Origin of the sequence: Kouleothrix sp., from assembly GCF_046328425.1 — a bacterium.
Lineage (GTDB): Bacteria > Chloroflexota > Chloroflexia > Chloroflexales > Roseiflexaceae > Kouleothrix.
Map to the genome: position 1 here is coordinate 88,753 of NZ_JAXLWP010000016.1, position 22,329 is coordinate 111,081.

Sequence of the window (22,329 nt, forward strand, 5' to 3'; positions counted from 1 at the left end):
TCCCGAGCCTGCCGAGGCCTGCCCTGAGCCTAGCTGAAGGGGGCAGGCAAAAAACACGCAAGCGAAGATCCTACTGCTATGCGCAGGTCTTCTGAAATAGGATCGCCTGGGTGAGTCGGTCGCGCACCACCACCGTGCGCGGCGACTCATCGCTCAGGCTTAGCAGCATCGACCAGATGCCGTCGCTGCCCACCGTGGTGCCGGCGACTGCCCGGCCATTAAAGTACAGCAGCACGCCGCGCGCGGGTGTGCCCGATCCGCGCAGCTCAATCGGCGCGCGCCGCTCGCATAGCGCGTTGGCCGCCGGCGTGCTGGTGGGCGTCGGCTCGGGCGGCGCGGCGGTGGGCAGCGCCACTGTCGGCTGCGGTGGCGCTGTCACGACCACCTGCGATATGACCTGCTCCGTTACCACCACGGTCACCAGCTGGGGCGCCGGGGTCGGCGGCTCGGCGGTCGGAGCAGTGGTTGGGATGGGGGTCTGCACCAGGAAGACCAGCCGGGTTGCCACAGGCGAGGGCTCGACCAGCGGCACCGTGGGCCGGAGCAGCGCGATCGGCGCCGGCGCGAGCGCGCGGTTCCAGTAGGCCATGATCAGCGGCGCCAGCAGGGCCAGCAGCAGCAGCCCCAAGAGCAGCACGACCCCGATCGAGAATACCGGCTGCTGGATGAAGCGCGCCGCCTGCTCCTGACGCGGCGCAACCGCAACCGCCTCGCCGCCGCTCGCGCTGCCAAGTGGAGCGACCTGGAACGTCACGCTGTGAATCTTCGGCACGCCATACCACAGCCAGCGCCGTGCTGTCACCTCGATCGGAATACTCCGCTGAGCGCCCGGCTCCAGCACCGGCCGCAGCGCCGGCTTGTCGATCAACACCTGCTCCTCTTCGTCGTGTCCGCCGATGTCGTAGGCCTGGCCGTAGTTGCCGTGGTTAACGATCCGCAGATTGTAGCGGCCGCGGCGCCAGTGCGTCTGCTGGCGCGGCTGCATGTCGAGCGTGAACTCGCTGAACGGCCTGATGTGCAGCGCGGCCGGCGCGAGCGCCTCGGCGTGCGGGTCGTGTTCGGATATGCCGAGCACCGTGAAGTTATGCACCCCGGCGCTGCTGCTCCAATCACGCGGTGGCTGTATCTGCATGGTGATTTCGCTGGTGTCGTTCGGCAGCAGCGCCACGCTCGACGGCGCGAAGCTGACCCAATCCTCGCGGATGCCACGCACCGAGAAGCTCACCCGGTCGACAATCCGCGACAGGTTTCTGACGACGAGTGTCGCGGTAGCGGTTTGGCCGGCCTCGGTGGCCAGCGCCTGCTCCGAGAGCAGTAGGCTGAGCATGCTGGTTCGGCGCAGCTGTTCAACTTCGGAGGTTGAGGCGGCCTCGGCGATCGTTAGGGTGGCGTTGCGGTAGGGGCGGGCCGGCGAGCGCTCCCAAGTGGCGGCGACCGCGAAGTCGTAGACTGCGGCGTGCCCCTCTGGTTCGCGCGGCACCTGGATGGTGAGCGTGGCGCGCCCTGTCTCACCCGGCTCCAGCTGCAGCGTTGGGGGCGTGAACGAGGCCCAGTTGCGCGGCGGCCCCTCCAGCGCGAGGGTTGCGTAGTCGCGCTCGGCGCCGGTGTTGGTGACGCTGATCGTGGTCGCGATCGATTGCCCGGCTGCGGTCGTGAGCGCGCTTGAGTCAAGCCGCAGCTCGTTAGGCTTGAGCACGTTCAGAGTCGCGCCCACCACCGTACGGCCACCGTGGTATGCCGCCGCGACGAGGCGCAGCGGGTAGCTGCCGGCGCTGTCGGTCGCGCGGCGGGGTATGGTGATACTTAGCTGTACCTGGCGGGTCGCCCGCGGCGGCAGCGACAGACGAGCCTCGGAGAAGGTGGCCCACCGACCAACTGGTTTATCGGGCTCAGCTGATAGCAGTACCAGGTCGTCGGTATCGGCGTTGCTGGTGACCGTGATATCGCAGGTGATCTGCTGGCCGATCGCGACGGCTAGCATTTGAGAGTCGAGCAGCACCTGCGGTGGCGCGACGACCGTCAGCTCGGCCTCGGCGACCTCCTGGCTAGCGACGCGCCCGCGCGCGAGTATTTGGAAGTTATAGCTGCCGAGCGCCTCGGCGTGCTCAACTGGCGGCGTGATCGTCAGCTGCACGATCTCGGTCTGGCCGGGCGCTAGCCGCACCAGCGCCGGCTCGAACCTCGCCCAGTTCTTGACAGGCCCGACCAGCGCGAACTGAAGATCGTCGGCGATCTCGCTGCGCACCTCAAGCTCGGTGGTCGTGGGCTGCCCCGGCATGGTGCGCAGCGCGCTGGTGCGCAGCCGCACGCCCGCGCGCGGCGGCACGACGACCGAAAGCGCCAGCTCGGCCTGGCCGAGCCACTGCGACTCGGCACGCACCGGCAGCACGTAGGTGCCGGGCGGCAGCTTAGGCTGCGGCTCAAGCGTGATCGTGACCTCGTGGCTGGTGCCAGCCGCCAGACGGACCTCCGGCAGAGGCGGTATCTGCCAGTTAGCGAGCGCAGTTGGCAATAAGAGCCGCACCGTATCCGCAGTCGGTCCACCGTTGACAATCGTCGCGCTAAACGAGGCCGGGCGGCCGGGCGCGCAGGTCACGTTTGTTTGATCCAGCGCTAGCAGCGGCGGCCGTGCGGGCGGCGTAGCTACGAGCCGCAGCAATGCGGAAGCGCGGGCCAGCACACCGTTACCGGCTGCTCGGCCGATGAGCTGGAAGGCGTAGTCGCCCAGCCGAGCGGTGGCCGGCGGGTGGATCTCCAGCCGCTCGGCTTGCCGGTCTTTGGCTTGTAGGTCGATCTGCGTAGTCGAGAGTCTGACCCACTCGCTGGGTAGGCCTTTCACTGAGAGGTCGACCTGCGCGTCGGTATGCGCGGCGATGTCAATCAGCAGCTCGGCCGACTGGCCGGGGGCCAGCGCTAGCTCGCTCGGAGCCAACGTGAGCTGAATTGGCTCCTGCACGATGAGCGTGGCCTCCGAGACGATCCGTCCCAGGCGTTCGGTCGTCCCGACGATCTGAAAGGGGCGCGGGCCGGTGGGCATGCCTTCGCTCCAGGCGGTCTGGATCAGCAGAGTAGCTTTGCTGCTGCTCCCTGGCTTCGCCACCGCGCCGCGCTCCGACAGCGTGACCCACTGCTCCGGCAGGCCCTCGACCGTCAGCACGACGTCTTCATCCAGCGATGCCGCGATGTCGATTTTCGTACTGATGGCCTGCCCGGCGACGACCGTCAGCTCGCCGGGTTCAAGCCGCACGCTGACTGGCGCGCTCAACACAAGCTCGCCGGGCGCGCGAGCTTCGCCCAATGTGCTGGAGCGGCCGATCACTTCGAAGGCATACCGCTTGGCCATAGTGGCAGGCACGAGGTCGGGCTGGACTATGAGAGCGATTGAGCGACTCTCGCCCGCCTGGAGTGGCACGGGGTCTTCTTCAAAGCGTAGCCAGTGCGCGGGCATATCGCCGAGCGGGTTGATCAGAAGATCGATGTGCTCAGGAGCAGCGGTGTGATTGGAGATCGTCAGCTGCGCGGTTGTTGCGCTTCCGGCGACGGCGCTTAGCTCGCGCGGGGTGAGCTGCAGCTCCAACCGCGGCAGAATCGTTAGGGCCGCCTGAGCATTGGCGGCTACGGCGCCGCCTTTCAGACAGATCACTTCCAGAGTGTAGCTCCGACCGACGAGCGCGAGGTCGCGCGGGATCTGCACCGCCAGCTCGACAAAGCTGCGCTCGCCTGGATCGAGGCTGAGCTGGCGCGAGGTCATGCTCATCCAGCTTTTGGTTCGCGCCGGCGGCCCCGAGCTGTCCGTAGAGCGTAGCTCTGCCTGCAGCTCAACCTTGTCGGTCTTGTCTGATTTCACCTCGACGGTCGATGTAACCGTTTCGCCAATCGCGCCGTACAACGTGAGCGTGTCGAGCTGGATGCTCAGCTTTCGGCGTTCCAGTGGTATCTGCGAGCCGCGCCGAATGATAACAAACGTGGTCGAGCCGACCTCGAACTCGCTATTCTCTCGCAGTAGCTGCTTGGCGAACGGCCGCATACCAAGTGTGTTGATGCGGATGCCGCTTGGGCCGCCCAGGTCGTAGAGCGCCCAGCCTTGGGCAGTTTCTAGGAGCTGCGCGTGGTAGGGCGCAATCTCATCGTTAGGCTGGCGCTCGTTAGTATCTACGACATAATCGTTATCAGCGGCGCTGCCGATCGTGTATGGGCTGTCACTAAGATCGATCTCGCGCAGCTCGCGGTCGGGCTCGTACACCTGTAGAAGCCAGCGTTCGCGCGCCGGCCAGTAGATGATCTGCGCACCGCCGATCGTGATAACCTGCTTGGGCTTGAGCAGGGCGCGCTTCCCAGCCACGGTCGGCTGGCCGTCGAGAAATGTCCCGCTGATCTGGCTGAGGTTGAGCAGGTACCAGCCTGGCCCGTCGGTAGCCTGCGCGCCGGGTCGGCCTTCGTAGACGAGCAGCGCGTGATGCGGCTCAACTGCCGGGTCGTTGCCGAGCGGTAGGTCGTTGTCGTGGCTGGCGCCGATGCTGAAGCTCGTGCTCGAGAGCGTGATGTTACGCTGCCAGCCGGAGGGGTAGCGTACTGCCAGGTAGGGCGTGTCCTGAGCTGCGGGTGGCTCCTCAGGTGATGCCTGGGGTGCCGCCTCAGCCGCACTCGGCTGGCCTGCGGCGGTCTGCTCGTTGCGATTGAGGAGTACTCGGATGCTGAGATTGCCCACCTCGATCCGCCAGCGCTCGTACTCTTTCATGCGCACGGCGCGGTTTGCGGGCACCTGCTCGCGGTGTTCGCGCTGCTGTTCATCCAAGAACACGAACAGCGTACCGTTCGAGCTGCCCAGGTCGCTGATCGTCCACGTCTTGGCATTGTTGTCGAACTGTAGTTGGGCGTGGTAGCGTGAAATTGTTGCGTCGTCGCGCCGGATATGGTTGCCCTGGGCGCTGCCAATCAGCAGCACGCCGCTTGATCTGCTCGCCTGGTGGCCGGGCTGCATGTTCTCAAACGAACCATCCGCCTTCAGTTTGACTCGCTGGCTTGGTCCGGCTGGCGAAGGGATGATCAACGTGAAGGTCTTGCCACTTGTATCGCTCATCGGCGGCCCCTATACGCTCGGAATATACCGCACCGCGCCGCCCCCGGCGATCGCCCAGATCTCGTAGGCGCTATGGACCGGCCGGTGCAGCCGGGCGATCGCGTCGACGATTTCGACGAGCCGCGGGGCTGGAAGACCAGATCGCGGCTGCTCCAGCGTGACCGGCAGTAGGATCGAGAAGCAGCCGGCGCGGGCGTTTGGTGGCGGGCTGGTTTGTCCGCGCTGGTGGTGCAGCCAGGTGGGCAGCTGGCTTGCAAGCGGTGTGGGCGTGCCGTCAGGCGCCGCGTACCACTCGGCGATTTCGGGTATGATGCCCGTGCAGGCCTGAATGTGCCGCATCAGCCCGTATGGTGTGCTGCGCCAGTGGTTGATCTCCAAGGCATGGCGCAGCATACCGCGCTGCTCCTCCGGCGTCAGCGACACGAACATTTCTAGGTCGAACCAAGATGCTATGTAAGGCAGGATGGAGGCCGGCGCGGTGTGCGGGCTGAAGTAGGCGTCGATCTGCCCAAGCAGCATGGCCAGCGGATCGAGCATGCGCTCGAAGGTCATGAGGAAGCGGCCGGTGAATCGTGGCGACACACTGGAGTCGCGCGGCTCGGCGTGAAACGGCGGGGGCAGGTATGCGAGGTAGCGGCTGGTCTGGATGAAGCGAAACGAGAAGGCGCTGATCCGCAGCGTGTCGCCATTCTCCAGCACCTGGACGCTTGGCTTGGCAGTATCGAGTGCATGCGGCTCCGCGCCATGGGCCTCGGCGGGCTCGATCTCCACGGCCTCGCGCGCGATGTATAGCGTGACGGTGCACTTGCCGTCGACATATGCCACGTCGGCCACGTGGGCGCCTGGGCCGCCGGCCGGCGCGCCAAAGACGATCTGCGTGCCGGTAGGCGGCTGCGCGGCTGCGCTGGTGCCCGGCCGCGACTCACCGCTTGGCAGCAGCGTAATTGAGGTGGTGCCCGGCTGCAAATTGACGATCTTCGGCTGCCCGCCCGCCCACCAGTATGAAAGCACGGCGTCTTGCATCGGCGGCTGAACCTTTCAGTGCTGCCTTACCTTGAACTCGATTTCACTGAAGTTGCCGGCCACGAACAGCACGCCTTTCGTGGGCGCGACCTCGTCAACTGGCCGATTATCGGTTTGCATCCTGATTGTTCTTGGCACCACCCTGATCACGCCGGGAATGCGCGCTAGCGCGTGCTCGACCTCCCACTGGTAGGGCGGCCGGTCGAACGGCCAGCCGGTGCCGTCTGGCCCGCCTGTGAACGGGTTCATCAGTCGGTTGAGCGCCTCAAAGGCCATGCGCCGCGCCTCCAGCCGGTTGATCGACGGGTGAATCTCAAGCGCGGCGGCGATATCGAGCGGCCTGAATTGCGGCGCGCGCACATGCACGCGGGTGGTCAGCAGGCGGCGCTTGTGCACGTAGTTGCGCACAATCTCAAGCAGGTCGGCGTCGGGCGTGAGGTCGCTTTCGATGTCCAGGCGGCGGTCGGAGGCCTGCGCCGCGGCCACAATGTACAGCATGATTGTTGGCGGCTCGTCGAGGCCATTTTCGAGGATGGGCTCGACACAGTAGGCTCGGCCGATCTGGTCGGGCGCGGCCTCCTTCGCCAGGAACTCGAAGTCGCCGGCGGTGACGGCACGAGTGCGGGCGAGCCGCTTAGGCGCGGCGAGCTGGGCTGCCTCGATCGTCTCGGCATCCTTCCCGCCAGTGGCTGGGCGGATGTTGGTTACGCGCTCGACATAGGCAATGGCGTCTTTGAGCACTGTGAGCTTGCCGGTGGCGACATTGCCGGCGGCGCCGCCGCCAGATCGGTAGCTGCGGAAGCGGATGGCGCTGCCGCGCGGCGGGATCGCGCCCAGCTGATGGGCTCGGCCATCACGCTCGCGGATCCGCGGCCCAAAGCGCACCTCGCCGCTCACCCGGTCGATCACTACATGCAGGTCGCTGGGCTTGGAGGCGCCGAAGTTGGCGCGCTCCCGCCATACCTTCCACTGCCCTGGCGTTTCGCTAACCTCGATCACCTCGTCATCGTTCGCCTCGTCGTCATTCGCCTCGTCGTTGAGCATCTCGCGATCGGTCACGCGCGGCAGAATTGGTGGGCGCGCCACCTGGAACACCTGCCCCGGCTGGCCGGAGCTGTAGCCCAGGATCTCGTTGACGACCGGCGTCGCGTGGGTGGCCTGGACGAGGCCGCCGACAGTGGCCGACGTAATGTTCAGCAGCTCGGGCGAATCTTTATAGCGGAACTTGTTGCTGAGCGGCGAGGGGTTGTAGCGGCAGCGCACCCAATAGCCTTCCCAGATCTCGCTCGTGCCCCTTTGCCGCCGCAGGCGCCTCAGATCGGGGGGCATGTAGAGCTCGATCACGCCGGGCTGGTTCAGCGCGAGCGTCGTGTCACGCTCGACTTCGAGCTGAACCCACTGGCCATGCTTGCAGTAGGCCTCCCAGGTCAGCGGCGGATCGGTCGGGTCGACGCCGGTGCCCTCGGCGTGCTTGCATTCGATATGTAGCGCAAGCACATGGTTGCTCAGGTCTTTGTCGCCGCTGTGGTCGTACACCAGGTAAAACGACTCGCCGGGGCGCGGCTCGTTGCTGAACACCCGCTGACCATCGGATTCCGATAGCACGATCTCGCTATACGTTACGCCGTCGCTTGAGGTAAGCACGGCCTTGCACTCCGCCGGAAACAGCAGCAGGTCGGTGTCGGTGTAGAAGTCGACCGCCGGCTCCGAGTCGAGCGCCTGGTTGCCGACCTTGCAGCCCTGCGGGATCGGCACCATAGTCGTGGCCGGAGCAGATAGTCGGAACATCAGCCTGGCCGTGGCGGCCTCTGGCGGGCGCAGCGTGACACCCAGCAGCTCAAGCAGCGTGATGTAGGTCTTTTCGGGGACCCGGTTGAGCTGGTAGAGCATGCCTTCGACCATCCACGCAAACAGCTCGATCAGCGTCACTCCTGGGTCGCTGACATTGTGATCGGTCCACTCCGGGCAATAGCGCGGGATCATGCGCTTCGTCTCGTCGACAATCTGCTGGAAGGTGCGGTCGTCCAAGTTTGGCTTTGGCAGTGGCATCTACGGCTCCCCAGGAATTGTATAGAACGGGTACACCAGCGAGCGCTCGTCGTGGGTGCTCTTCACGATATAGCGAACCGCGATCTTGATCACGCCGTTGCCATTGGCTGCCGGATCGGCCAGCACGTCGATGATCTCGACCCGCGGCTCCCACCAGGCCAGCGCCTCGCGCACATAGTGCTCGGCGGCGGTGAGTGTGCTGGTATTGAGCGGCGCGAAGAGCAGATCATGGATCTGGCAGCCAAACTCGGGCCGCATGAGCCGCTGGCGCTTGGGGGTGCTGAGAATCAGCAGCATCGCCTGCTCAAGCTCATCGGCATCGCTCGCGAGGGCGATGCCACCGCGCGGCCCAATACCGATCGGAAAGCGCCAGCCCGATCCGATGAGGTCATATGAGCGCATACTACCCTCCGATCAACACGGTTGGCAGGCCACTGACGATCACGCCGCCGTGGGCGGTCTGGTCGCCCAGGCGGGCCGCCGGCCGCCCGCCGATCAGCACTGTGGCGCTGCCGCGCACCACCACCGAGGGTGGCCCGACGCAAACCGCCTGGTCGCCGAGTCCGGCGGCCGGTAACCCGCCGATTAGTACATTGGGCACGCCCGGCCCGACGATTGGCCCGCCGACGTGTGGGACTGGGCCGGTGGTGGCCGGGCAGGTGTGTAGGTCGGTGAGACGCGCTGCTGGTGGCATACAGTTTCGCTTTCTCTAGTTGATCTTGACCAGCGCGCCCTGGACATTGACCAGTGCACCAGCTTTGAGATCTAGCTTGGCGGATCCGCTCACTTCGGCGCCAATGGCTGCCAGCGCGACTTTGTTGCCCATCGCGGTCAGCTCGGCCCCGGCTGGCGTGAAGGCCAGCTTGGCGCCGCCCGGCCCGGTCAACTCCATCGCGCCCTGGCGAAATAGGAGCTTGCTGCCAGCGCCGGTCAGCTCCAGTGTCCCGCCCGATGTGACGGTGACCGCGCCGATGCCCTGGTCGTCGAGCGTGATTGTGTGCTTGCCAGACTTGACGCGAATCAGCTTGTCGTTATCGCTGAGCTTCACAAATAAGCCGGTCGCCGTTTTGATCTCGATCGCGCCCTTGCCAGCTGGGCCATCTTCTAAAAACTCGACAGTATGGCCAGCGCGCGTACGAATCGTGCGCAGCGTGACTTGGCCCTCGCCGTTGACCGCAGCGGCGGGCGGCTTGTCTTTGGGGTTCCACAGCCCGCCGACGATGTAGGGTCGATTCATATCGCCGTGCTCGAAGGCCACTAACATTTCATCGTTGATCTCGGGCAGCGCCATAAGCCCGCGCTGCGCCCCGCCGCCAGGTACCGCGATTCGCACCCAGTCGCTTTCCAGCCGCTCGTCGAACCAGGGGTACTTCACTTTCACCCGCCCGATTTTCTGCGGGTCATTCACGTTGGTGACAACCCCTACCACCACGCCGCGCACGAGCTGGCGCTCGTCGGCGCCTTGGATCGGGCTGAGGATGCTGGTGGGGTTGCGCCCGCTCACATAGATCGTGGTGCGGTAGAGGCCGTTGGCGTACTCGTGGCGAGTGGCGGTGACGTGATAGGTGCCGCTGAAGCGCTTGCCAACCTTCTGCAGCTCGACGGTCGCGCCGGCTCGCAAGGCCGGCTCGCCCAGGCAGGTCGCCTCGATCGATAGGTAGTCTCCGGCGAGCTCGTCGAGGGTGGCCTGGGCGAGCGTCCGAGCCTCCTGGCCATCCCGCACTGGCCGATCACATACCACCACTTTGGCGGCCTTGGAGAAAGCTTTTTTAGCGCTCTCGCCGCCGGTCGCGCCATTGTTGATCGCGGGATGCTGGCTCGGCGCGCTGGCGCTGCCAACGATCGGCCGCTTGGCGCTTGGATCCCAGCCGCGCACCTCGACCTCGTTGGCCTGGGCCGCTACGGTGATCCGCGCCCGAAAGCTCATCAGCGTCTCGCCGAACTCCTGCAAGGGCGCGGCGGCAGTGCGCTGGCTGTCGGGCGCGAATGTGACGGTGCGCTTGTCGACGGTGATGCAGTAGCCAGTGCTGGACGCCAACTCGCGTAAAAACGCGATGTCGCTCTGCGCATCCTGCACTACATAATCGAACTTCTGGCTGACCATGTTGGTCATGATCACCTGGGCGCTTAGCCCGGCCTCCTGGACGACCTGCTTAAAAATGTCGGCGTACGACTGCTTGACAAATGTGCGCGTGGTTTTACCGCGGTACAGCCGGTGCGCGCGGTCGTAGCCGCGCACGACCAGCTCGATCCGCTCCTGGGTCAGCTCCGGCTCCAGCGCCGTTACCTCGGCGGTGAGAATGATTTTACGCCGCCCGTGCACATCGCTCGCGGCGATCTGGATCTCGTCGCCCAGCCGGAATAGCGCGCCGTCGATCAGCTTCAGCTCAGCATCCTCGAAGCGCAGCGTAAACACCGCCGGCTGGGCTAGGTCATCTTCGACGATGACCTCGTCCAGTTGAGTGATCGCCCACCTGGGCAGATCGTCGCCATTGATCCGGATGTAGAACAGATCAAGCTCGGCGTTGATATCTGTCATGGCTGTGTGCGTGCTATCTACTGCAGCGAGAGCGGCGTAATAAGCAGCCGCTGCCCAGGGCGGAGCGCCAGCGGATCATCGATATGGTTCGTCTCGGCAAGATGCCGCCAGACCGTGCTATCGCGGTACATGGCATAGGCGATCCCTGCCAGCGTATCGCCCTCGGTCACCACGTATAGCCGTGCGTTTGGCTCGCCGCCCGAGGTCGGGTTCTGGCGCGGGTAGGCGTCTTCGTCGGTGGTCTGCTGAAACGTGATGTCGATCTTGGCTCGGACGGGCGTGCCATCGGCGAGAAAGAGTGTAAAAGTCTGGGTTATTGAGGTCACCACACCCACGAATGACCACAGCTTGCCCCATTGGAACCGGCACTCAGGCGGTTTGCCCTGGCCGTTTGTGGAGTCGATGCCTGATTTATTGATCAGCGTGAGCTTCCACAGCTCTTGGGTGTATTTGCGCACGTCTTCGCGCGCCTGATTGCCGAACCACTCGTGAGTCTCGTAGGTGTCGAAAACCAGGTTGAGCGTCAGCGAGTTGGGTCCACCGCCGCTGTACTCGGCGTGCGGTTGATTCTGGCCGCGCGCCTTCTCCGAGCTCCAGCCATTACTTTTCGATAGCTTATACTCCTGCGGGTTAAACATGCACTTGATCTCAGTATTGGTCGCCATATTTTTGATGATTGCTGGCGCGATATCGCCGCGCTGATAGCGATCGGTCATTGTTTGGCCTCGCATATGTCGATCATCGGCCCAGCCGCTCGGCCTCGGCGAGCAGCCGCTGGCGCAGCCGGCTGTAGACCTGTTGCGCCAGCGCTTCGATGCTCTGGGCCGCATCCGTGTCCTGGTCGCTACCCGGCCCAGCGCGCTGGATGGCGCCTGGTGTGGCGAGCGGCTGGGTCGACTCGAGCGTGCTCGCGCTCGGCGCGCGTAGCGGCTGTAGCAGGTGCAGCGCGCCGCTCGCAGTGCTCGATCCTTCGAGGTTCACAGCAGCATGCTCGCGGCGGTTGCTCCAGCTTGCCTGTAGGGGCGCTGTCTCGCTCTCGGCGCTCCCGGCCGGCCCGCGTGCCGCTAGCCCTGCAAGCCAGCGCATGATCACCGGGATATACGCGCCGCCGCTTGCTCCCCGAGAGCTTTCTGCTGCGCCGCGCGGCTGATCGGCCACCATGCTGGCGCCTGTCTGATGGATGCTTGCATCAGTCCGGGCCAGGGCTGAGCTCTTGCTTAGCGCGAAGCGCCGCACAATGTGCGACAGATCGGCTAGCAGCGGCCACGAGTTTGAGCCATCTGCAGATTGTCGCCCGCCGTCTCGTGCTCTGCCGCCTGCGAATGCAGAATCGACTGCCGGCTGGCTTAGAAGCCGTTGGTGAACGCGGGTCGAGGCAGGCGCAGACGTGCGAGCCGAGAGTGTGGCGCCGGCGTCCGTGGACGCTTGCTGGGCCAGCAGCTGGCGCTGAATACGGGTGAGCGCAAGCTCAGCCATGTGAGCCGAGAGTGTGGCGCTGGCGTCCGTGGGCGCTTGCTGGGCCAGCAGCTGGCGCTGAATACGGGTAAGCGCAAGCTCAGCCATGTGAGCCGAGAGTGTGGCGCTGGTGCCAGCTGGCGCCGGCTGTTCTGCCCCCTGGGGCAGCTGCCACGGTGCTGGCCTGTGGTGTGCGGCATCGCTATGGCTGCGCGCGTCGATCCGGCTATGGCGCTGCGCTAGCGCTGGAATGCTGGCGGCGCCAGCATCCGATTGCGCCCGCAGCGCGGCGGGTAAGCTCCTGTGCAGGAGCGTCAGCCCCCCGCCGCTCGCGCGGGTGCCGCTGGCTCGTTCGCCAGGATGGGCCGCGCTCGCACGCCCGGCAGGCTCAGCGCTGAGCCGAAGGCGGTGGAGCGCGTGCATGGGGCGCTGCGCGCTGGTTCCAATTGGGGCTGGCGCGGCACGGCGCGGAGGCGCCTCTGTACGCTGAGCGCCTAGCGACCACGGGCCAGGTTGGCTGCGCGGCTCAGTTGACGACACAGCGGCAGCCCGCCCAACACTCGCTCTAGACGCTTGTGCCGGCGCGCCGGCGGTGAGCTGGTCATCTGTGCGTTGGGCGACCTGCTGCGCCAGGCGACGTAGCAGTGAAGCGGTCGGGCTAGTCAGGGCACTATATGGCGCCGCGGTTGCCCGCTCCCATACTGGGCGTTCAGCACGCGCAAGGTAGCGCGATACGAACAAATGCTGGGCCAAAGCCGCTGTTCCGCTGACCGCTCTCGGCAGTGGGGCAAGCCGGCGCTCGACCTGCGCTGTGTTTTGGTTTAGCGGATCGCGCGTCGCGGAACGCACGTCTGTTTCGGCCGTGCCGCGCCAAGGCACACTCAGGCGAAAATCTGCGCTGCGGGGGGCTGACTCAGCACGGCGTAACACGTGCAGCATTACTGGCTGCCACTGTGGGTGAAGTGAGGGTTCGCGCGCGGTGCCGAACGGTGTGTCGCTCGCGCGATCGCCGGCCGTGCTAGCAAGCCGCCTAAGCACGCGGGCAGGCAGCCCCGCTGGCTGCTGGCTCGAAGCTCGGCCAGGCAGCGGGTGTGTGTGGCTCTGCGCTGCGCCTGCTGCCAAGCCACGGCCGGCTGGTGTGCGATCGGCTTGCTTTTGCGGCAACATATTGGCGGGGCGCTGGCTAGGTTCTAGCGCTCGAGCCTGCCACTCCCGCTCGGTGCTGGGTCGCAGACGCGCCCGAGACACAAGCACTGGCGGCCCGCTTTTGCGGGCGGCGCGGGCCTGTGCGGCCACCGGTGCGCCTGCCCAAACCGTGTCGGCAGCCTGCTGCCAACTCACTTGGGAGGACAGCGTGCCATCAGCTGGATCTGCATGCTGGCGCGCGATTTGCCAGAAGCGCGCTGCTACGAGCGGCCTAGATGTCGAAGCGATCCGCTGAGCCAACGGCACGGCGATACCTGGCGCCAATGGGTTTGGCCTTGGTACAGCACGCGCCCCCATGCTCGCCTGAGTCGCTTGCACGCTGCGGTTGGTCGCCTGGCGCTGGCTTTCGGCTGCGCGATATTCGGTTTGCGTACCACTCAGCCGCGCCGCCGGTTGGACGAAGCGTAGGTTGAGTTGACGTACTATTGCTGCTTCTGTGCTAGCTTTGACGCCCGCGCGTGAGTATTGCCAGTTCGGCAGCGTGCTTGTTAGGCTCACCAAACGGCGCAGCGTTGCTGTGAAAGGGCCTGTGCTGTCAGGCAATCTGCGCCGCTCCACCAAGCTGGCATGCGTCTGGAGGTCTTTGACGCGCATTGCTCTGGCGTGTGAAGCGTACCTGGGCCAGAGGGGGGCCTCGAACGCCCACGCAGCCATCGAGGCAGCATGTGCTGGTATGCGGGCTGCATGTGTAACGTCGCGCACGGCTGGTCTCTCAAGCGCGCGCTGCAGGAGGTTTGGCGGCCGCACGTCTGCCGCAGGTCGATGCTGCTGCCCTATTTGCGCGGAGCGTCGAGCGAGTGCCTCGTGCAGAGCAGGGGCTGTTGGCCCCACGATCTCGGCGCTCTCCCAAGGGGTGGCCCGAACGATCCGGGCAACCAGCGGGAGCGCGGCATACTCGCGGCTCGACTCGGCGTAGTGCATTCGAGCGAGCAGCCGCTGCGCCAAAGGCAGCCCCGCATGGCGCACGAAGCTTGGCTGCGCGCGCCGCGTCAGGCGGCTGGCGTAGCGCCGGTGCGCTTGGGTACGATTGGCGATCCAGCGATGCGAGCCCGTCAGGCTCATCGGCCCGGCAAGGCGCGGCGCTGCGAGGCCCGCTCGATTGTCGTTCAGCTCGGTCATAGCGCCCTAGCTTGCTCGCTTGATCCCGTTATGAATGAGCTCCAGCGACTCGAAGGCGACTTGATTCTCGCCCGCGTTGAAGGATGGGCCAGCCCATTTGATCGGTAGCGCGCCGGCAATATTCCAGCGGATCTCCGTCATCCCCGCGTAGCCATACAGAGTGATTGTCACTGGGCGGCGCTCAATAAAGCCGTCGACGGTGCGAGCATGCCAAGTCCACAGCTCATCGCTAGCGAGGCCACGTTTGAGCACCAGGTTCGGAAAGCGCGAGACTTTTTTAGGCAGCCGGTGGACAAAGCTGTTGAGCCCGCCCTCGGCAAGCTCCTCGTACTCGATCTCGACTTCGAGCCCCTGGCATTCGGTGAAGTGCACTTGCGCCAGCCCATTGATCTCGGCTCTGAACCGGTAGCTGCTGTAGGGATCTCGGTTTGGCATGCTCTATTCTCCACGCTCGGGCGGTCGGCCCCAGCCGAGCGCTGCAAGCTCGCCAGCAAGCCCGGCGGCTTCACTCGGCGCACGGCGATCGGCAGGCGGCAGCCGCGGCTCGCGCGGTGGGCCGGATGGGCGCTGCCAGACCGGCGCGCCCTGCCGGGCCGCGCTGATCTGGCGGAGCGGCGGCGCGAACGGCGCGATCGTCATGTCGAGCCTGGGCGGCTTAAGTGTCTCGGGCGTAGAGCGCTCCGCGAACGCCGCGGCGGTAGCGCCAGCGCTCGCCACGGATGCGAGCCGCTGGTCGAAATATACGCCAAAGGTTGGCACCTGCGCCCGGCGCTGCTCGGTAATGCGCAAGGCCCACGCCGCGGGCATGGCCATGCGCTCCGCAAGTCGAGTGGCCTGTGCCGCCGTCTTAGTGATCGTGAGCTCGCTCGCGCTCAACCTGTCACGCCGCATACTGTGCACCCATTCGTTGGCAGAGCCAATGGCGCCACCGATGCGCTAGCGCTTGCCGCCGGCGCGCTCGCGCGCAAGCCGCAGGTCGCGCCGCAGCAGCCGTTCCACTGCGGCGGTGAGCGCGGCCAGATCGATCGGCCGCTTGATCTCGGGAGCCGCACTGGCTTGGCGCTCGCCGGCCTGCTGCTGATCGGACATACGTGCTCCTGCTGCCACTGTCACGCTTCGGCCGCCTGGTTGATCTGCTGGTTGATCGCCGCGATCCGCTCGACCCAGAGCGCCCGCTCGCGGTGCTCCAGCGCCAGCACTTCATCACGCGACCAGTGGAAGTGGTAGGCGATGTAGGCTACCTCCTCGTGGAGCCGCTCGAGAGGGTAGCCGACTATCCCCCCACTGGGCTGACGTCCATTTCAAAATGATGCTCGCACTCGGGGCACACAACCTCGACCGTGCTGGTGCCGGTCTCGTTGATGCGGCGGTAAAAATCCTGAAGGTAGGCCAGGTCGGCCGAGAACAACGCCTCGATCACGCCAGTGTTAATATCGCGCAGATCGCCAAGCTTTTTGATCACCCGCGACAGCAGGATGACCACCAGGTAGGCCTGATTGCCGCGCACGCGTGGGTCGCGCATGGGCGCGATCTCGTCCATTGCTGTCGCTAGGCGCATGATGCCGCTGCGGTGCATAGTGCCGTCGCGGTCGACATATCCGCGTGGCAGCATAAACTCGAACTCTGTTTGCAGTGCGGTCTCGATCATAGGGTTGCCCCCGTTCTAAAGAGTCTGAGCCGTGGATCTTCGAGCCGCGCAACGCGGGCGCGCCGGCGTTTGTTGCCCGCGCTGCGCGGCGATGGCGAACCGGCCGGCGTCGCTACTTCTCGCGTTTGAACCCTTCATGCACCAGGGTCAGCTCTTCGATGCCAAACTCATTGCCATCGGTCTTGAACTGCGGGCCGCTGACTTTGGAAGGCCAGGCGTTCGTGACCGTCCAGCGGGCGACCTCTTCGAAGTTGTAGTCATACATAATGATCGAGCCCGTGACGCGCGCTTCGTTGATGTTGCCTTGCTCCACTTTCTGCCGCCAGAGCCAGATCTGTGTGTCGGCGGTGATGCCGCGCTTGAGCGTGATATTACCGAACTTGAGCCGTCCAGGTACCTTTTGAACGATCGCCTGACCCTTCGCGCCAACCACCTTATGCTCGACCACCTCGGTCTCCGACTCGAGACCGCTGCATTCGGTGAAATAGCCGGTGACCTTGTCTTTGAAGTCAATACCGAACTGAAAACCAACCATCGGGTCGGTTTCTCGGCCCGCTCTTCCTGGCATAGTATTCCTCCTTGTATGGGCATGTCACCTTCTGTGAAGCTCAACACTTGACACCCGGCGCGTTAGCTCGTCTGCTGGATGCGGATAATCACGAACTCGGCCGGCTTAACCGGTGCGATGCCAACCTGAACGATCACCTGGCCGGCGTCGCGCACCTCCTTGGGGTTCAGCTCCTCGTCGCACTTGACGAAGAACGCCTGCTGGTCGACGACGCCGAACAGCGCGCCAGTGCGCCATACATTCGTCAAGTAGGCGCCGATGTCGCGCTTCAGCCGTTCCCATAGATCAAGGTCGTTTGGCTCGAACACGGCCCATTGGGTGCCGCGCTGGATCGATTTCTCGACCATACAGAACAGCCGCCGCACTGGAACATACTTCCACTCCGAGGCGCTGTCGGCCAGTGTGCGCGCGCCCCAGACGCGGATGCCGCGGCCTGGGAACGCTCGGATGCAGTTTACGCCGATCGGGTTGAGGAACCCCTGCTCGCTATCGGAGACGCCGATCTCCAGCCCGGCGACGCCGCGCAGCTCTTCGTTGGCGGGGGCCTTATGCACGCCGCGCTGAGTGTCGACGCGGGCGTACAGCCCGGCGATATGGCCGGAGGGCGGGATCAGGATCTGCTCGCCGCTGCGCTGGTTCTCAACCCGAACCCAGGGGTAGTACAGCGCGGCAAAGCCGCCGTCGCTGCTGAAGTTGGCCACGTCTTCGCGCCACTGCTTGATCGCCTGGATGCTTTTGCCGGGCGGCGCGTCGAGAATCGCCACGCGGTCGCGGGCGCTCTCGCAGTGGGCGATCAGCGCTTTCTGGGCTGATATCACGCCTTGCTGATCCATCCAGCCCTGCTGCCACGCATACATGATGTCGGGCGCGCAGACGATCGCGGCGTCGTCGGTCGCGGCCAGGCCCAGCAGGCCGGTGCGATTGGTGGCCTCGCCGTTGAACTGGATCGGCTGGTCGCCCAGCGGGGTCTGCGTCTTGTCGATCTCGGGCGTGGCGAGCCGCCTGCTGACCAGCGGCTTGAGGGCCTGGCTGGTCTCGCTGAGCGCCGTGTCGGCCTGCTTGACCGCCACATCCTGGAGATTCAGTGCGTCGGCGGCCGGTAGCAGCCGGATCAGCTTTGACTTCGCGTTTACGGTCGCCAGCAGCGCGCGCTCGTCGGCCGGGTTGAGGCTCAGATTTGCGAAGCTTTCGAGGCGCGCCGCCGACGGGGCGTTCGCATCCCAGACCTCCAGGCTAAACGGCGGCGGGCCTGCCGGCGCGGCGTCACTACCTGACGATTCGCCTGGCGTTACCACGAGCTTGAGCGACCGAGCGGTTAGCGACATGACTTTGAAGGCGGCCTGCTTTTTGGTGGTGATGCCGGCCAGATCGGTGCCTTTGACCTGCGCGATTTCGTCGCCGGTGAGCATGCTCTGGACATAGCAGGCGCCGCCGCCGTTCTGGAAAAAGCCGTAGACGGCCAGCGGTGTGTAGAAGCCATAGGCGAAGCCGCCAAAGCTTTGGGTGTACTGGGTCCAATTGGCGACCAACACCGGCTCGCCCTGGTTCTCGGCAGGGCGGCGGTCGGTGAAGCCAATAAAGGCCGCGGTCGACGTGCCAACCGACTCAATCGGCCGCGCGCCGCCCGATACTTCTTCGACATATACGCCTGGGTATAGGTAGCTGCTTGCCATTACACTCTCCTTCGCTACGGCGTGTCACGCGTGCGCCATTCAACTTCGTCGGCAATAGGGGAACCGCAGAGGCTTCGCCACTCCGAACCTCCACCCGCGCCGCGCTATGGTGGCTGGCTATGGGCGCTGCCCTCCCAGCGCTGGTGGAACTGAATATCAAATGCCGAGGACGAATCGCCCGCGGCCGGCTGGCTGGCCAGCGCGATCGAGCGGCGCTCGACCGCCCCAGCGTAGCTCGCGACCAGGACGTAGCTGCCTGGCGCAAGCGAACCAAGCCGGTATTGACCATCGTCGTCGCTCACTGCCTGAATGCCAACCTGCTCGACGCGCACCAGCGCCCCCGGCACCACCTGGCCCGCGCTATCACGCACTACCCCGCCGAACCACATCCGCCGCAGCGCTGGTGTGTCTCTTGCGGCGGCCCGGCCGTTGATCTGCTTGGCCTGCTGGAGGCCGAGCAGCACGCTGGACACCGGCGCGACCTGCAGCAGCTTCTCACGTTCGATGCTGAGCGTGAGCGTGTAGCTGAGCGACGGCTTCAGCTGATTTTCAAGCGCCGACCAGATCTCGCCCGGGCTCTTCAGTACGTTATCGGGGCGAGCGACACTGGCGTAGATCGGCGTCGCGCGCTGCTGCAGCGCCTCGGGCAAGCGCTCGGTGGGCAGCGCTCGGTAGCGCGCCAGCGCCAGCAGCGCCTGCCACAGCAGCAAGTGCTCGTCTTCGATCGCCTGAGTCCAGGCGGTGATCAGGTAGGTCAGGTCGAACCACAGCGCGGGCTGGCGGCGCACGGCCGATCCTGGCTCCTGCGGTTCGATCTGCCGGCCCTGCTGGCGCATTTCCACGTTCTCACGAATGTCGAACAGGTAGCAGTTCAGCGTCGGCGCGGATATCCGCGCCGCCCATTCGCGGTTAGGGGTCTCGAAGTGAATGTCGACCACGCCGCGCTCGAAGCCGCCTTCGTCGATCAGGATTGCCTCGATCGTTTTGTCGAGCTGGTTGATCATTCTGGCTCGGTTTCACGCTGGACCGGGCTGGAAGTGGTGACCTGCGCCGCCACTGCGTCGGCCTGCCGCTCGTAGCTGTCGCCGGCCGGCCCAACCGTCATTGGCCCGCTGGCCGACATACTGCGCTGCTGCACGACGTGGGTCAGCTCGTGGGCCATCAGGCTGTGATCGCTTGGGCTGGCCCCCGCGCCGAGAAAGATATCGCTGCCGGTGGTGAACGCCTGCGCGCTGATGCTGCGGTTGAGCTGGTGCGACTCGGCGCCGGTGTGTACGCGCACATCCTCGAAGCTGGCGCCAAGCTGCTGCTCCATGCTGGCGCGCATGCCGCTCTCCAGCGCCGCGCCGCCGCCCCGGCTGGCGTTGATCCGGCTCGCAACCGCATCGCTGACCGGGCCGCCCTCGAGGCCGACCTCCGGCATCGCCTGAAGCGTGCCGTTCTCTTCCTCTTCCTCGGGCATTGCTTCCCGCTGGGCGAGCATGCGCGCGACCTGGGCGTTGCCGATCACACGCTGAAGCTGAGCAAGTGGCTGCTGAGCCACGCCCGCGTTGTTCTGCGAACGCTCGGCGCGCTTGAATCGCTGCACCTGCGCGTGTGTGCGCTGCTCGCTTGATGGCGGCTTTGGCATAGCTGCTCCTCGTGTCGTGGCGTTTTTGTGGTAATCGCCGATTTCCGTGCAAGCGCTAGCCTGCATCAGCGGCCGGCCGCAGCAGGCTGAAATAGGCGCCGAAGTCGCTCTCGGTCACCAGCTTGCCGAGCTTCTGGTACTCGCGCCTGAGCGCCCGGACAATATGCTGCATCGTCACAATCGAGCCATCCTCGGCCGCGAGAAACGCCGCCAGCAGGGCAATGTTGCGAATGTTGCCGCCGGATAGCTTGAACTGCCTGGCCAGGAACCGCAGGTCGACATCGGCGGCGAGCGGCGTGGTGGCCGGGAACACCTGCCGCCAGATCCGCTGGCGATCGGTCTCCTCGGGGAACGGGAAGTCGATGGCAACGTGCAGCCGGCGCACGAACGCGTCGTCGATATTCTTGCGCAGGTTGGTCGCCAGGATGACCACGCCGTCGTACTCCTCCATGCGCTGGAGCAGGTAGCCAACCTCGATGTTGGCGTAGCGGTCGTGAGCATCCTTGACCTCGGAGCGCTTGCCGAAGATCGCGTCGGCCTCGTCGAAGAACAGGATCGCATTGGCTTCGCCGGCGGCTTGAAAGATACGATCGAGGTTCTTTTCAGTCTCGCCGATGTATTTCGACACCAGCGCCGACAGGTCGATCTTGTACAGCTCCAGGCCGAGGTCGGCGGCGATCACCTCGGCGGCCATGGTTTTGCCGGTGCCGGATGGCCCGGCGAACAGCACATTGACGCCCTTGCCCATCGCCAGGTGGCGATCAAAGCCCCACTGCTCCAGCACGGTGCGGCGGTGGCGCAGCTGCACGCAGATCTCGCGCAGCTGGGTGGCCTGCTCGGCCGGCAGCACCAGGTCGGCCCACTGGTAGGTTGCGCGCACCCGCCGCGCGACCCCGGCGAGCCGCCCGCTCGACTGGGCCCGGCAGGCGGCGAAGATCTCGGCCAGCCCAAGCTGCGCTGGCGCGCTCGTGTGCCAGTGATTGAGCGAGCGCGCCAGCGCGGCGGCGTCGCGGATCTGGCCGGGCGAGAGCCGAAATGTGCTCGCCAGCGCCTGGGTCGCGGAGTCGTCCGGCGCCTGCTCGCCTAGCCGGGCGCGCCAGATCTGCTCGCGCTCGCTGAACGAGAGCGGCGGCAGATCGATGCCAAGGTACCGCGCATGGCGCAGCGCGCTGTGGGCCTGCCAGGGCTGTTCGAGGGCCAGGAACGACAGCCCTGCGTGCGCGTCCAGCGCGGCCAGCAGCGCCAGGCGCCAGCGCCGCGCCCGCTCGTCGTCGCCGAACAGCAGGTCGGCCTGCTGCCAGAGCAGCGCGGCATGCTGCAGCGCGGCCTCGCGCACCAGCCGGTATGCGCCCTCTTCGGGGTCGAGGTCGCCTTCGAGCAGCCGGCCGACGTCCACCAGCAGCAGCGTGCAGCCCAGCTCGGCGCACAGCGCCTCGGCCACTGCCTTGCGGCCGCTGCCATAGCCGCCGTGCAGCGCCAGGATCACCCCGGCATCAGGCTGGGCGGCCGCCCGCCGCAGCTGGGCGGTGAGCTCGGGCGATAGCACCAGCTCATCCAGGCCGCGCCGCGGGTGGGAGCGCTCGACATATGGAGCGAGCTGCGCGTCGAGCGCGTCCAGGCCGAGCAGCTCGTCGACGATCCGCGCGTCGAGCAAGATCGCGCGCGCCAGCAGGGGCGCGTGGTGCTGCCCCTCGTCGGCGAGCTGGATCAATCGGTGCGCCAGCAGCGGTGCGCCAGGTGCGAAGCGCGCGCGTGCCGCCAGCGTCTCGGCATCGCTCGTGCAGAACAGCCGCAGCGCCAGGCTCACCGTCGGGCGCTTCTTGGTCACGTCGTCCTGGATGTAGCCGTAGATCCGCTCGTAGCGCAGATCCAGCTCGGGCGCCAGCGCCAGCAGCAGCACGTCGCAATCAAAGGGCGACAGATTGAACTGGCGTGCGAGGCGAGCCAATCGTGAACCGGCGCTTATCTCCGCAATCGTGGCGCGCTCGGCCGCCAGCTCGGCCCGCGCGGCGGCCAGCTCGGGCGGCAGGGTTTCCGGTGCTGCGGCGAGCACGTCGACCTCGGCGTCGGGCACGTACAGCCCGCGGTATGGGTCGTCGGCCAGCGCGCCGAAGGTTTGGCGGGTCACGCCGATCTGCCAGGCCAGCAGCCGGTGCAGCCAGCCCAACGCCATGTGCAGATGCTGGTCGTCGGCCGCTTCCGGCTGCTCAAGCAGCAGATCGATTGTGGGTGCGTGGAGCATGCGGCGTAATACCTTCGACAAACGAAAGAGGAACAACGCAATGAGTCAGATTGTGGCCGGTTGTTGTGTTTGTGCCGAGAAACGGGATATGTCGCCT

18 protein-coding genes are annotated in these 22,329 nt (G+C 65.8%); all 18 read right to left on the bottom strand.

The features are described from left to right. Positions 1 to 76: 76 nt before the first annotated feature. Complete coding sequence (locus U0177_RS16035; protein WP_409571658.1) at positions 77 to 5,080, bottom strand: FHA domain-containing protein; 5,004 nt, start codon at positions 5,078 to 5,080, stop codon at positions 77 to 79. A 9-nt stretch (positions 5,081 to 5,089) separates the two neighbouring features. Then, complete coding sequence (locus U0177_RS16040; RefSeq protein ID WP_409571659.1) at positions 5,090 to 6,103, bottom strand: phage tail protein; 1,014 nt, start codon at positions 6,101 to 6,103, stop codon at positions 5,090 to 5,092. A gap of 15 nt (positions 6,104 to 6,118) precedes the next feature. After that, positions 6,119 to 8,152, bottom strand: a complete 2,034-nt coding sequence (locus U0177_RS16045; RefSeq protein WP_409571660.1) for a putative baseplate assembly protein — start codon at positions 8,150 to 8,152, stop codon at positions 6,119 to 6,121. After that, on the bottom strand, positions 8,153 to 8,554 hold the full coding sequence (locus U0177_RS16050) for a GPW/gp25 family protein (RefSeq protein WP_409571661.1): 402 nt from the start codon (positions 8,552 to 8,554) through the stop codon (positions 8,153 to 8,155). It abuts the gene before it with no gap. A 1-nt stretch (position 8,555) separates the two neighbouring features. Continuing rightward, positions 8,556 to 8,846 carry a PAAR domain-containing protein gene (locus U0177_RS16055; protein ID WP_409571662.1) on the bottom strand — a complete coding sequence of 97 codons (291 nt, stop codon included), beginning with the start codon at positions 8,844 to 8,846 and terminating at the stop codon, positions 8,556 to 8,558. 15 nt (positions 8,847 to 8,861) lie between these two features. After that, the gene (locus tag U0177_RS16060; protein ID WP_409571663.1) at positions 8,862 to 10,691 is read right to left on the bottom strand and encodes a VgrG-related protein; all 1,830 of its coding nucleotides are present in this window, start codon (positions 10,689 to 10,691) and stop codon (positions 8,862 to 8,864) included. A 17-nt stretch (positions 10,692 to 10,708) separates the two neighbouring features. Further along, on the bottom strand, positions 10,709 to 11,407 hold the full coding sequence (locus U0177_RS16065; RefSeq protein WP_409571664.1) for a CIS tube protein: 699 nt from the start codon (positions 11,405 to 11,407) through the stop codon (positions 10,709 to 10,711). A 22-nt stretch (positions 11,408 to 11,429) separates the two neighbouring features. Next, entirely contained in the window at positions 11,430 to 11,852 is a 423-nt protein-coding gene (locus tag U0177_RS16070; RefSeq protein ID WP_409571665.1) for a hypothetical protein, read from the bottom strand. A gap of 2,625 nt (positions 11,853 to 14,477) precedes the next feature. After that, entirely contained in the window at positions 14,478 to 14,906 is a 429-nt protein-coding gene (locus U0177_RS16075) for a phage tail protein (protein WP_409571666.1), read from the bottom strand. A 3-nt stretch (positions 14,907 to 14,909) separates the two neighbouring features. After that, positions 14,910 to 15,284 carry a hypothetical protein gene (locus U0177_RS16080; protein ID WP_409571667.1) on the bottom strand — a complete coding sequence of 125 codons (375 nt, stop codon included), beginning with the start codon at positions 15,282 to 15,284 and terminating at the stop codon, positions 14,910 to 14,912. A 123-nt stretch (positions 15,285 to 15,407) separates the two neighbouring features. Continuing rightward, entirely contained in the window at positions 15,408 to 15,560 is a 153-nt protein-coding gene (locus U0177_RS16085) for a hypothetical protein (RefSeq protein ID WP_409571668.1), read from the bottom strand. 20 nt (positions 15,561 to 15,580) lie between these two features. Further along, positions 15,581 to 15,748: a DUF6760 family protein gene (locus U0177_RS16090; protein ID WP_409571732.1), complete on the bottom strand. Its 168-nt coding sequence runs from the start codon at positions 15,746 to 15,748 to the stop codon at positions 15,581 to 15,583. Next, a complete protein-coding gene (locus U0177_RS16095; protein WP_409571669.1) occupies positions 15,745 to 16,119 on the bottom strand; it encodes a phage tail assembly protein in 375 nt (124 codons plus the stop codon). The genes U0177_RS16090 and U0177_RS16095 overlap by 4 nt, the downstream gene beginning before the upstream one ends. A gap of 112 nt (positions 16,120 to 16,231) precedes the next feature. Then, positions 16,232 to 16,687 carry a phage tail protein gene (locus tag U0177_RS16100; RefSeq protein WP_409571670.1) on the bottom strand — a complete coding sequence of 152 codons (456 nt, stop codon included), beginning with the start codon at positions 16,685 to 16,687 and terminating at the stop codon, positions 16,232 to 16,234. A 62-nt stretch (positions 16,688 to 16,749) separates the two neighbouring features. Further along, entirely contained in the window at positions 16,750 to 18,360 is a 1,611-nt protein-coding gene (locus U0177_RS16105; protein ID WP_409571671.1) for a phage tail sheath family protein, read from the bottom strand. Positions 18,361 to 18,464: 104 nt separating this feature from the next. Further along, positions 18,465 to 19,364: a Pvc16 family protein gene (locus tag U0177_RS16110; RefSeq protein ID WP_409571672.1), complete on the bottom strand. Its 900-nt coding sequence runs from the start codon at positions 19,362 to 19,364 to the stop codon at positions 18,465 to 18,467. Beyond that, entirely contained in the window at positions 19,361 to 19,990 is a 630-nt protein-coding gene (locus U0177_RS16115) for a DUF4157 domain-containing protein (protein WP_409571673.1), read from the bottom strand. Before U0177_RS16115 ends, U0177_RS16110 begins: the two co-directional genes overlap by 4 nt. 55 nt (positions 19,991 to 20,045) lie before the next feature. Beyond that, positions 20,046 to 22,232, bottom strand: coding sequence for an AAA family ATPase (locus U0177_RS16120; RefSeq protein WP_409571674.1), 2,187 nt, complete (start codon positions 22,230 to 22,232; stop codon positions 20,046 to 20,048). Positions 22,233 to 22,329 lie beyond the last annotated feature (97 nt).